This window comes from Polaromonas sp. P4_H1, from assembly GCF_056400945.1.
The window spans coordinates 67,746-80,092 of record NZ_JBFUKG010000024.1 but is presented as its reverse complement, the minus strand read 5'-3'; the positions used below and the strand labels follow the sequence as shown (position 1 = coordinate 80,092).

Below are 12,347 nucleotides of genomic sequence, written 5' to 3'. Positions count from 1 at the left end.
CAACTCCGGACTCGTCAGAACGTTGAAGAATTCCACCGCCTGGGTCGATCTCGCCCGGCGTCCAATGCTGCTGCAACGTTGATGCAAGACGCTTTGGGCATTACGATCCATGGTGGCTGGCCTTTGGGAAGATGGTTTGGGTGCTTCGTAAACAACCATCCTATCGACCCTTTGGTCAGCCATCTCCCTTTGCTTTCAAGCACTTACGCACGTCGCCGAAGGCCAACCTGCCAAAGTAAGTGCCATTCGTCTTAACGGGCCTTAACGGGTCTTAGCGGATCTTCCAGGCTCATGAAGGCATCGCATCGATCGGCTGCCTTATCTGCCAGGTCCACCAGCTTTGCCAGGGTGGAATTGCAGGATGGCGGAATGGCTGCCACCAGGTCGCCCGAGGCGGCCCGGCGTGCCGCGGCGACACTCGCCCGTGATTGTTGGCGCCTCGAAGTCTCTCCTCGCACCAGCGTGGAGCGGTTTGCGGAGCCCCCCGGGCGATGAACCCGCCAATTGACCGCTGCCTGATGGGCTTTGCCATCTACCGGCGGCGCCTGCAGCCGCAGGCAGGTAATGGGCATTAAAAAAGGGGCATTAAAAAAGCCCGATATCTTGCGACATCGGGCTTTGAGCAGAAATACCTTACTGCTTAGGGCTTGCTGGCGGTTGGAAACGGCCAGGCAGCTTGCGGGTTCAGAGTCGTCTGAGCCGCAGGGGCAGCCGCTACAGCGGGTGCTTTGGCAGCAGGTTTCTTCGCGGCTTTCTTCGCAGCGGGTTTTTTCGCTGCTTTCTTGGCGGCGGGTTTTTTCGCTGCGGGCTTCTTGGCTACCTTTTTCGCTACCTTCTTGGCAGCAGGCTTTTTCGCAGCAGCTTTTTTCGCAGCCGGCTTTTTGGCCGCTACTTTCTTCGCTGGGGCCTTTTTCGCTGGCGCTTTTTTCGCAGCCGGCTTTTTGGCCGCTACTTTTTTCGCTGGCGCTTTTTTGGCCGGAGCTTTTTTGGCTGCTACTTTCTTAGCAGGTGCTTTTTTTGCCGCTACTTTTTTAGCCGGCGCTTTCTTCGGAGCAGCTTTTTTAGCCGCAGGTTTTTTCGCAGTTGCCATAGTTTTCTCCTTGATCACATTGCAAAGAGCACTTCACGTCTGGAGTACGTGAAGCGATTCACGGCGTTGGGTCTTCGGATAACCGGCCCAGCGCCGCGAACACAGGAGCAAAGCCCAACGCGTACTCTGCGGCAGCGTCATTGGTCATTGCAATTCTAGAAATCATTATTTTTTTACGTGTCTTGCATCATTCAATCCGGGATCAATCCCACGACAGGGCACCGCCTGACTGGTACTCGATCACACGGGTCTCAAAGAAATTGCGTTCTTTTTTCAGGTCGATCATTTCGCTCATCCATGGAAACGGATTCTCCTCGTTGGGGAAGAGAGTTTCAAGTCCGATTTGCGTGGCACGGCGATTGGCGATGTAGCGCAGGTAGCCCTTGAACATGGAGGCATTGAGTCCGAGCACGCCGCGGGGCATGGTGTCTTCGGCATAGCGGTACTCCAGCTCCACGGCCTTGAGGAACAGGGCCTTGATCTCGGCCTTGAAGTCCGCGGTCCAGAGGTGGGGGTTTTCGAGCTTGAGCTGGTTGATCAGGTCGATGCCGAAATTGCAGTGCATGGACTCGTCGCGCAGGATGTACTGGTATTGCTCGGCCGCACCCGTCATCTTGTTCTGGCGGCCCAGCGCCAGAATCTGTGTGAAGCCGACATAGAAGAACAGGCCTTCCATCAGGCAGGCAAACACGATCAGGGACTTGAGCAGCGTTTGGTCAGCCTCGGTGGTGCCGGTCTTGAAGTGGGGGTCGGAAATGACTTCAATGAACGGGATCAGGAACTGATCCTTGTCCTTGATGGATTGCACTTCGTTGTAGGCATTGAAGATTTCAGCCTCGTCCAGGCCCAGTGACTCGGTGATGTACTGGTAGGCGTGGGTGTGAATGGCTTCCTCGAAGGCCTGGCGCAGCAGGAACTGGCGGCACTCGGGCGCCGTGATGTGGCGGTAGGTGCCCAGCACGATGTTGTTGGCGGCCAGTGAGTCGGCCGTGACAAAGAAACCCAGGTTGCGCTTGACCAGGCGGCGCTCGTCTTCGGTCAAGCCGTTCGGGTCTTTCCACAGGGCAATGTCACGCGTCATGTTGACTTCCTGCGGCATCCAGTGGTTGGCACAGGTCGCGAGGTACTTCTCCCAGGCCCATTTGTATTTGAACGGCACCAGCTGATTGACGTCGGTCTGGCCGTTGATGATGCGTTTGTCCGAAGCCTTGACGCGCAGCGCGGTTGGAGGTGTGCTGCTCACCGCAGTTGCAGCTTGAGCCGCTGGCGCAGCCGGAGCGTAAGCGCCATCGTGCAGCATGCGCACCTGGGCTTGAGGCTCATCAGAAGAAAGAGGCGGAAGTTCCATCGAGCGGCTGTCGGTCGAGCCGCTGGCATGAGGTTTTTGCAGCGATGGTTTGACTTCTTCGTCCCAGGTCAACATAAAGGTTTCCAATACTTTGGGATTATGAAAGCAGCGATACAAAATGAAAAGTGTTCATTCACATCGCTGTAAATTAGTGTTGCTCAATTACATCGAATCACACCATCAAATCGTGCGGAGAATTTCACCGCACGACTCGATGTTTTTTATTGGCAGGCTTCGCAACCGGGGTCGTCGATCGCGCAGAACTTGATGTCGGTTGCAGGCGATGCATTCATCTGCACTTGCGCTGCAGCGGCTGCCATCTCAAGCGCGCTCTTGCCGCCGCCTGATGCTTCGGAGCCCGAGGAAACCGAGTTCATCTTGCCGGCCTTCACAGTTGATTTCTCGGCGTGGGTGGCACCCATGGTGCGCAGGTAGTAGGTGGTTTTCAATCCGCGCAACCAGGCCAGCTTGTAGGTGTCATCGAGCTTTTTGCCCGAGGCTCCCGCCATGTAGATATTGAGCGACTGCGCCTGGTCAATCCATTTCTGGCGGCGGGCTGCGGCTTCAACAATCCACGACGTTTCCACTTCAAATGCGGTGGCGTAAAGCGCCTTGATTTCCTGCGGCACCCGGTCAACCGGGCGAAGCGAGCCATCGAAGTGCTTGAGGTCGACAACCATCACGTCGTCCCACAGGCCGAGTCGCTTCAGGTCACGCACCAGGTAGTGGTTGATGACGGTGAACTCGCCGGACAGGTTGGACTTGACCGAGAGGTTGCCAAAGCAGGGTTCGATGCAGGCGTCCACCCCGATGATGTTGGAGATGGTGGCCGTCGGGGCAATGGCGACGCAGTTGGAGTTGCGCATGCCGTCCCGCGCAATCTTTTGGCGCAGGGCCTCCCAGTCCAGGGTGGCGGAACGGTCGACTTCCACATAACCACCGCGCTCCTCGGCCAGCATGTCCAGCGTGTCGAGCGGCAGGATGCCTTTGTCCCAGAGCGATCCCTTGTAGCTGGCGTACTTGCCGCGCTCCTTGGCCAGCTCGGTAGAAGCCCAGTAGGCGTGGTAGCAGACCGCCTCCATGGACTTGTCGGCAAACTCGACCGCTTCCTGGGAGGCGTAGGGCACGCGCAGTTCGTACAGGCAGTCCTGGAAGCCCATGATCCCCAGGCCCACAGGGCGGTGGCGCATGTTGGAGTCGCGTGCTTTCTTGACCGCGTAGTAGTTGATGTCGATCACGTTGTCCAGCATGCGCATGGCCGTGGTGATGGTCTTTTTCAGCTTGTCATGGTCAATCGCGCCGTCCTTCAGGTGCTGGACCAGGTTGACGGAGCCGAGGTTGCAGACTGCGGTTTCGGTGTCGCTGGTATTGAGCGTGATCTCGGTGCACAGGTTGGAGGAGTGCACCACGCCGGCATGCTGCTGCGGGGAGCGCACATTGCAGGCGTCCTTGAAAGTGATCCAGGGATGGCCGGTTTCGAACAGCATCGACAGCATCTTGCGCCACATGTCGGTGGCCTGCAGCTTGCGGGCAGGCTTGATCTCGCCGCGTTCGGCCCTGGCTTCGTAGGCGGTATAAATTTTTTCGAACTCTTTGCCGAACTTGTCGTGCAGGTCGGGTGTGTCCGATGGCGAGAACAGCGTCCAGGTGCCCTTTTCCATCACGCGGCGCATGAAGAGGTCGGGAATCCAGTTGGCTGTGTTCATGTCATGCGTGCGCCGGCGGTCGTCGCCGGTGTTTTTGCGCAGTTCCAGGAACTCTTCAATATCCAGGTGCCAGGTCTCCAGGTAGGCGCAGACCGCGCCCTTGCGCTTGCCGCCCTGGTTGACCGCGACAGCCGTGTCGTTGACGACTTTCAGGAAAGGCACGACGCCCTGGGACTCGCCGTTGGTGCCCTTGATGTGGGCGCCCAGGGCGCGCACGGGCGTCCAGTCGTTGCCCAGTCCGCCGGCAAACTTGGAGAGCAGGGCGTTTTCCTTGATGGCGTCGTAAATGCCGCCCAGGTCATCGGCCACCGTGGTGAGGTAGCAGGACGACAGCTGCGAACGCAGGGTGCCGGCATTGAACAGGGTGGGCGTGCTCGACATGAAATCGAACGACGAAAGGATTTCGTAAAACTCGATGGCGCGCGCTTCGCGGTCGATTTCGTTGAGCGACAGGCCCATTGCTACGCGCATGAAGAACGCCTGCGGCAGTTCGATGCGCTGTTTGCGCACATGCAGGAAATAGCGGTCAAACAGGGTCTGCAGGCCGAGGTAGTCAAACTTCAGGTCGCGCTCCGGTTTGAGCGCCGCGCCCAGCCGGGCCAGGTCAAACTGCTGCAGTTTTTCGTCAAGCAGTTCGTTCTGCACGCCTTTGGCGATGAACTTCGGGAAATACTCTGCATAGCGGGTGTGCATTTCTTCCTGGCTGACTTCTTCGCCCAGGACTTCCCGGCGGATGGTGTGCATCAGCAGGCGTGCAGTGGCGTAGGTGTAGTCAGGGTCTTTTTCGATCAGGGTGCGGGCCGCGAGGATGGACGCCTTGTAGACCTCGTCGATGGGCACCCCGTCGTAGAGGTTGCGCATGGTCTCGGCAACAATCGGGTCAGGTTTGACATCGGCGCCCAGGTTGGCGCAGGACGCTTCAATCAGGGCCTGCAAATTGCGCACGTCTAGCGCGACCCGCTGGCCCCTGTCCGTCACATGCAGCATGGGGGCTTCGGGCGCCGGGGTCTGCGGCTGGCGGGCGCGTTCCTGGCTGCGCTTTTCGCGGTACAGCACGTAGGCGCGGGCAATTTCGTGGTGGCCTCCGCGCATCAGGCCCAGCTCGACCTGGTCCTGTACATCCTCAATATGAAAGGTCCCGCCGCCGGGGCGTGAGCGCATCAGGGCCCGAATGACGGCCTGGGTCAGGCCGTCGACGGTTTCGCGGACACTGGCCGAAGCGGCTCCCTGCGTGCCATGCACGGCCAGGAAGGCTTTCATCATGGCCACGGCAATCTTGTTGGGCTCGAACGGCACCACGGAACCATTGCGGCGAATGATCTGGTAATGGGCGAGTGGGTTGGTTGGCGCGTTGCTGTCGTTGTTGACCGGATTGCCGGTCAGACTAACTGGCGTATTGGGCACTGCGTGTTGTGCTGTTTGCATGACTTCCTCTTTGCTTTGTTTGTTTTGTGACTGGGTTTGATGTGGTGTTCAGGGTGATACTGGTTCGCTGAAGGCTGGTCAGATCCGCAAGCTGATTTCTTGGCGATATCCCTCGTGATATTCCTCGTCCTGATCCGCCCGAATTACATCAAACTGAATCAGGGCTAAGACACTATACCTAGGGTCCAAGTGGAATACAAGCCACTACCGGTAGTGTATCGCCGACTGAATTCGCTTTTGCGTCCTGAGGCCTTTTTCACGCTGTTTTTTGCGTGCCGGATGGCGCCGGATGGGTGTGGCGAATAGCCGTGAAAGCCTTGTCAGATCAGGCTTTGGCGAGACAAACGAAGTGCCGACGGGCTTTTGCGCAGACTTCCTTCTGTCAAGGCCGACAAATGCTCGGTGGGTAAAAATGCCATTAATTTTTTAGCCATTCGATGCATGCCCATCGGTGGGCTGCCGACTCCGCATCAGTTCAGTCGATTGCGGGAAAATACCTATCGGGTGCGGCCAGTGAGCGTTGCAACAAGGGCCAGTCAAAACCCGGGCCGGGGTCCTGCTTGCGTCCGGCCGCGATGTGCTCGTGCCCGGCAATGTGGGCAATGGGATAGGCCTGAAGCAGCGCTGCACACAGTCCCGCCAGGGTCTCGTACTGGCGCGCTTCAAAGGTGCTGCCCTCCAGCCCTTCCAGTTCAATGCCAATCGAGTCGTCGTTGCAGTTGCCGCGTCCCCGGTAATGGGACTCGCCGGCATGCCATGCACGGTCGTCGCAGCCGACAAATTGCCACAACGCACCGGTGCGGGTGATGAAAAAGTGCGACGACACCTGCAGGCCCCGAATGCCCTGGAAGTAAGGGTGTGCTTCCCAGTCGAGCTGATTGGTAAAGAGGCGCTGCACGTTGCCGTTGCCAAACTCGCCGGGTGGCAGGCTGATGGAGTGAATGACGATCAGGTCAATGTGTGCGCCGCACGGACGCGGGCCGAAATTCGGTGACGCCAGCGTGCGTGCGAAGCGATACCAGCCATCCCGCCACAAGGCCGCGCTGACAGCCGGCGTGCCGTCGGGTTCAGGCAGGTTCATCGGATGTGTCATCGCCGCCGGGTGTCTCGATGTTCAGGCGGGCAATCCGGTAGCGGATCTGGCGCAGGCTCAGCCCCAGTTTGGAGGCGGCAGCGGTGCGGTTAAACCCGGTCTCCTGCAACACCTTGGAGAGGATGTTTTTCTCCTGCTGGTCGAGAAACGCCTGCAGATTTTCCGGAACCGCCACGAAATCCTGGGGGGGCGCCTCGAAATGCAGGTCGTTGCCTTCGCCAAGTGCCACCGCGCGGTGCAGGATATTTTCCAGTTCCCTGACATTACCGTCAAAGGGATGCGAGCGCAGCTGCTCCATCACCGCGCCGGTGAGCTCAGGCACGGCGAGCCCCGACTCCTTGCAGATTCTTGACAGCAGGGCCTGGCAAAGTGCCGGCAGGTCTTCGCGCCGCTCGCGCAGCGGCGGCACACCGATTTCGATCACGTTGAGCCGGTAATACAGATCCTGCCGGAAGGCGCCTGCCTGAACTTGCGCGCCCAGGTCCTTGTGCGTGGCGCTGACGATGCGGACATCGACAGTGTCTTCCTGCGGCGAGCCCAGCGGCCGCACCGAGCGCTCCTGGATCGCACGCAGCAGCTTTGACTGCATGGCCAGCGGCAGGTCGCCGATCTCATCGAGAAACAGGGTTCCCCCCTTGGCGGCCTGAAAGTAGCCTTGCCGGTCCTGGGTCGAGCCGGTGTAGGCGCCTTTGCGCGCGCCAAAAAACTCTGCTTCGAGCAGGTTTTCCGGAATGGCGCCGCAGTTGACCGCCACAAAAGGGCCGGTGGCGCGGTGGCTGCAGGCATGCACCGCGCGCGCCACCAGCTCTTTGCCCGTGCCCGACTCGCCCTGTATCAGGACCGGTGCCATGCTGCCGGCTACCTTGACAATGCGCGACTTGACCGCCCGCATCACGGCCGATTCGCCGACCAGCTTTTGCAGGATGGCTGACGGCTTATCTGATTTGTCCGATTTGGCTGAGGTGGCAACGGTCGGTCCCGGGCTCAGTTCGCCAGGCCTGGTATCGCCAGCGGCTGGCCGCGCCAGATTCTGCGTGCCCTGGATGGCTGATGCCACGACGTTGCGGAACTGCTTCAGGTCAACGGGTTTGGTGAGATAGTCGAACGCGCCGGCCTTGAGGGCTTCCACCGCATTTTCGGCGGAGCCGTGCGCTGTGATGATCACGCAGCGTTCCGCGCGCTGCTGGGCCACCAGCTCACGCAGCAGCTCCAGCCCCAGCCCATCGGGCAGGCGCATGTCGGTGATAACCGCATCGAAGCGCTTGCTCTCAAGCTGCTCGCGCGCCTGCAATAAATCGCCGGCCGCTTCCACCCGATAGCCTTCGCGAAGCAGCGTCAGCTCATACAGGGTGCGCAGATCCGGCTCATCGTCGACGACAAGAATATGGGCTGGTGTGGTGGAGGGTAGTTGCATGCGTAGGGGTATGCGTAGGGTCTCAGGCAGGCATTGTGTCAAAAGAAAGCTGGGAGTTGCCCGGTGATTGTGGCGCCGGCTTGAAGATGACAAAAAACTCATTGCCTTCGGCGGCATCACGCGCGACCCGCTGATAGCCAATCAGGGCGCCGTAACGCTCACACAACTCCCGGCAAATGTAGAGGCCCAGCCCGCTGGAGCGGCTTTCGGAGGAGAAAAAAGGTTCGAATAAATGGGTCTCGACCGTCGCCTCCAGCGGTTGGCCATCACTCCATACCGCCAGCCGGACCTCGCCTCCCGCCATCACCCGGGTGACCACTTCCATCGAATGCGCGGAGGTGCTGGCATAACGCAGGGCGTTATCCAGCAGGTTGACCATCAGGCGCCGCAGATGCTCGGCCTCGAACCGGACCGCGGCCTGGGCCGCTCCCATGGTCAGGCGCAGGCGCGGTGATGCCCCGGTCTGTCTGGCCCAATCGGTGGCGATGTGAACGACGGTGTCATCCAGCATCAGCGAAGTCGTCTGCGGCGCCGGTGCCTGCTCCTGAGCCCGCGAGATGTTCAGGACCTCATCGACAATTTTGGCCAGGCGCTGGGCGTTTTGCCTGACCATGGCGGTGAGTTGCCGGTGGCCGGCATCTTGCAGGTCTTCCTCAAGCAGGGCGTTGGCCTGTGAAATGGCGGCGAGCGGGTTCCTGATTTCGTGGGCCACCGCGGCAGACATGCGCCCCATGGCGGCCATTTTTTCGGTGCGCACACGCGCTTCCATTTCGCGCAGGTCCTCGAGAAACATCACGCAGAGGTTTTCGTGCGTGCCGTTCTGCGAGGCCGCCAGGCGCGTGCGCACATGCAGCCGCCTTGTGTTGCGTGCCGGGTATTCAAGCCGGATGTCCGCTTCCTGGGGGGACTGCGTCAGGAAGGTGTGATGCATCAGGTCGGCCAGCGGTTGCCAGGCGTTTTCCGTGGCCAGCATGAAGGGCGCGTTGCGGATGGCCTTGCGCATGAACAGCAAGCGCCTGGAAGCCGGGTTCGCAGAACGCACAACGCCATTGACGTCAACCACCAGCACGCCATCGGCCAATGCTTCAATGACCAGTTCATTGACCTGGGTCTGCATGCGGGCCGCAGACTGGCTGGCCTTGGCCCGTTGTTCCTCCCGCGCCAACCGCAGCGCCAGCTGGTTGGCCAGCAGTGCCACCAGGAAGAATCCCGAGCCGCTCAGGCCGGCCTGGAGAAAGCGCGCGTTGAAATCCCCCAACGTCTGCAGGGAAGTCCACCAGGCATCGGCGAGCAACAAAAGCGTGACGCTGGCAGCCGTGCCAAAAGCCAGCAAAATCGGCCCGAGAATCGACGACAGAAGCACCGGCAGGGCAAACAGCGGGGCGTAATTGATGCCGCCCGATTGCAGGAATTCCAGCAGGGAGAAGGTGATCACGTCCACCCCGATGGTGGCCAGCCAGTGTGCGTCAAACGTGCGGCCCGGTGGCCGTGGCCGGGCCCAGAGCCGTACGGCCAGCGTCGCACACAAGTAGGCAATGCACACGGCGACGGGCCAGCGATTGCTGCTGCTGCCCAAGGCATGGATGACGGCTTGCAGGACCACCAGCACGCCGGCAGTCGCGACGCGCGCCGTCATGAAAACGCGCCAGAGGCGCCCGAACGAACCGAGTTCGGGTTCAGTCTCCCAGGCTCCGGGGATCTTTTCCGCCGTCTCAAACCACTGGGATGGCGTGGTCATCTAGCCTCCGGCCTGACGGCGATGCGCATCGCTGCAGTAGATGCCGCCCCTGGATCCGATCAGGGCTTCGGACCGGGGAAGATGCACGTGGCAAACCTCGCAGGCCACCATCTCCGTGACCTCGGTGGCCGGGCGCGGCGGGCTGGGCGGACGAGCCGCGGCGGCTTCATCTCTTTCGGCCTGCCGGTTGTGGCGCCAGAGCCAGAAAACCACCAGCACAAGAGCCGCGACCAGCAGGTATTTCATGCACGCCTCAGGATGACTTCAAGCACAAAGCTCGAACCCGCATAGCCCAGCAGCAGCAGGCCCGCGCCCAGGTACAACACGTGCACCGCCTTGCGGCCGCGCCAGCCGAGGCGGGCACGCCCGGCCAGCAGCCCCGCAAAGGTCAGCCAGGACAGCACGGAAAAAATCGTTTTGTGGTTCCACATCCGGACCAGGCCCGGGCCGTAAAGCGTTTCGGCAAACAGCCAGCCCACCAGCAGGGTCGCTGACAGCAGCACGAAACCTGCTTCCACGAAGCGAAAGGTGAGGCGCTCCAGTGTGAGCAGCGGCACGCCGGCATCGGTTTGCGCGGCCTGCCGGATGGACCGCTCCGAGCGCGTCATCAGCCAGCCATGCACCACCGCCGCGGCAAACAGCCCATAGGAGGCAATGCCCAGCGCCCAGTGCAGCGGCAGCCAGGGCGAGGCGATCCGGTGGTAGCTGGTGCCCGGAAAGAGCAGCGTCAAAATGACTGCGGCGCTGCCCAGCCCCGCCAGTGCCCAATGGGCCTGGAGCTGCGGAAACAGGCTGCTTTCAATCGCGTAGACGGTCAGCACCAGCCAGACGGTCATGGAAAGGGCGGGCGCAAAGCCAAAACGCGGCGGCTCTCCAAGCAGCCCGTTGGCCAGTGCCAACGCGTGCAGCAGCCATGCCGCCAGCAAAATTCCGCGGATGGTGGCCGGGCTCAGGCGAGGGGTGGCCAGCGCCAGGGTTGCGTAGGCTAAAGCGGCGCCCACTGCCGCCCCAAGACCCCACCACGCACTGAAAGCTAAAATCATGGCTACAGTTTAGCCCGTAGTGCTTTCTTTCCTCTCCTCTTTCCTTTCCTAATTGCTCCATGTTTGTGGAGCCTGCTCATGGCCTCAGCCCTTACCGACAAACTCTCCCGCCTCGTCAAGGAAATGCGAGGCCAGGCCCGCATCACCGAATCCAACGTGCAGGACATGCTGCGCGAGGTGCGCATGGCGCTGCTCGAAGCCGACGTGGCCCTGCCGGTGGTGCGCGACTTCATCGCCCGCGTCAAGGACAAGGCCCTCGGCCAGGAGGTGATGGGTTCGCTTTCTCCCGGCCAGGCTCTGGTGGGCATCGTCAACCGCGAATTGGCGGCGACCATGGGCGAGGGCGTCAGCGACATCAACCTGGCGGCGCAACCACCCGCGGTGATCCTGATGGCCGGCCTGCAGGGCGCGGGCAAGACCACCACTACGGCCAAGCTGGCCAAGCACCTGATTGAAAAGCGCAAGAAAAAAGTCCTGACGGTGTCGGGTGACGTCTACCGGCCTGCTGCCATTGAGCAGCTCAAGACCGTGACGGCGCAGGCCGGTGCGGAATGGTTTCCGAGCACGCCCGACCAGAAGCCCGTCGACATTGCCAAAGCCGCGATCGACTACGCACGCAGGCATTTCTTTGACGTGCTGCTCGTCGACACCGCCGGCCGCCTGGCCATTGATGAAGCCCTGATGAAGGAAATCAGGGAGCTGCACGCCGTACTCAACCCGGTTGAAACGCTGTTCGTCGTCGATGCCATGCAGGGACAGGACGCGGTCAACACGGCCAAGGCCTTCAAGGAGGCGTTGCCGCTGACCGGCATCATCCTGACCAAGACTGACGGCGACTCGCGCGGCGGTGCGGCACTGAGCGTGCGGCAGATCACCGGTGCACCGATCAAGTTCTCCGGCACCAGTGAAAAAATCGACGGCCTGGAGGTGTTTGATGCCGAGCGGCATGCCGGCCGCATCCTGGGCATGGGCGACATTGTCGCCCTGGTCGAGCAGGTCGCGGCAGGCGTTGATGTGGCCGCAGCGCAAAAGCTCGCCGCCAAGATCAAGTCGGGCGACGGCTTTGACCTCAACGATTTTCTAAGCCAGCTCCAGCAGATGAAGAACATGGGCGGCCTGTCCAGCCTGCTCGAGAAGCTGCCGGCGCAGATGGCGGCCAAGGCCGGCCAGGTCGACATGGACAAGGCCGAAAAAGACATCAAGCGCAAGGAAGGCATCATCCAGAGCATGACCCCGCTGGAGCGCCGCAAGCCCGAGCTCATCAAGGCCACCCGCAAGCGCCGCATCGCGGCCGGCTCGGGTGTGCAGGTTCAGGAAGTCAACCGCCTGCTCAACGAGTTTGAGCAGATGCAGGGCATGATGAAAAAGATGAAGGGCAGCGGCATGATGAAGATGATGAAGCGCATGGGCGGCATGAAAGGCATGCCGAAGTTCTGATTCCATTTCTACTTCAAAGCGATAGGTCGTTGCGCCGCCTTGCCGTGCCGTAG

General features: G+C 60.9%; 9 protein-coding genes. 1 reads left to right on the top strand and 8 read right to left on the bottom strand.

Features of this window, described 5'->3' with window-relative positions:
- Positions 1-640 precede the first annotated feature (640 nt).
- The 8 genes from AC1DS5_RS23480 to AC1DS5_RS23445 form a co-directional block, all read right to left on the bottom strand.
- Positions 641-1,090 (bottom strand): histone H1-like DNA-binding protein, encoded by a 450-nt coding sequence (locus AC1DS5_RS23480; RefSeq protein WP_477720663.1) that lies wholly within the window; start codon positions 1,088-1,090, stop codon positions 641-643.
- 202 nt (positions 1,091-1,292) lie between these two features.
- Positions 1,293-2,513, bottom strand: coding sequence for a ribonucleotide-diphosphate reductase subunit beta (locus AC1DS5_RS23475; protein WP_477720662.1), 1,221 nt, complete (start codon positions 2,511-2,513; stop codon positions 1,293-1,295).
- A 146-nt stretch (positions 2,514-2,659) separates the two neighbouring features.
- Entirely contained in the window at positions 2,660-5,569 is a 2,910-nt protein-coding gene (locus AC1DS5_RS23470; RefSeq protein ID WP_477720661.1) for a ribonucleoside-diphosphate reductase subunit alpha, read from the bottom strand.
- Positions 5,570-6,044: 475 nt separating this feature from the next.
- Positions 6,045-6,650, bottom strand: coding sequence for a 1,6-anhydro-N-acetylmuramyl-L-alanine amidase AmpD (gene ampD, locus AC1DS5_RS23465; RefSeq protein ID WP_477720660.1), 606 nt, complete (start codon positions 6,648-6,650; stop codon positions 6,045-6,047).
- Complete coding sequence (locus tag AC1DS5_RS23460) at positions 6,637-8,076, bottom strand: sigma-54-dependent transcriptional regulator (RefSeq protein ID WP_477720659.1); 1,440 nt, start codon at positions 8,074-8,076, stop codon at positions 6,637-6,639. Before AC1DS5_RS23460 ends, ampD begins: the two co-directional genes overlap by 14 nt.
- Positions 8,077-8,098: 22 nt before the next feature.
- Positions 8,099-9,814: a sensor histidine kinase gene (locus tag AC1DS5_RS23455; RefSeq protein ID WP_477720658.1), complete on the bottom strand. Its 1,716-nt coding sequence runs from the start codon at positions 9,812-9,814 to the stop codon at positions 8,099-8,101.
- Complete coding sequence (locus AC1DS5_RS23450) at positions 9,815-10,060, bottom strand: PP0621 family protein (protein WP_477720657.1); 246 nt, start codon at positions 10,058-10,060, stop codon at positions 9,815-9,817.
- A complete protein-coding gene (locus tag AC1DS5_RS23445; protein ID WP_477720656.1) occupies positions 10,057-10,857 on the bottom strand; it encodes a cytochrome C assembly family protein in 801 nt (266 codons plus the stop codon). The genes AC1DS5_RS23450 and AC1DS5_RS23445 overlap by 4 nt, the downstream gene beginning before the upstream one ends.
- A 78-nt stretch (positions 10,858-10,935) precedes the next feature.
- Between AC1DS5_RS23445 and ffh the strand changes: the two genes are divergently transcribed.
- Positions 10,936-12,294 carry a signal recognition particle protein gene (gene ffh, locus AC1DS5_RS23440; protein WP_477720655.1) on the top strand — a complete coding sequence of 453 codons (1,359 nt, stop codon included), beginning with the start codon at positions 10,936-10,938 and terminating at the stop codon, positions 12,292-12,294.
- Positions 12,295-12,347 lie beyond the last annotated feature (53 nt).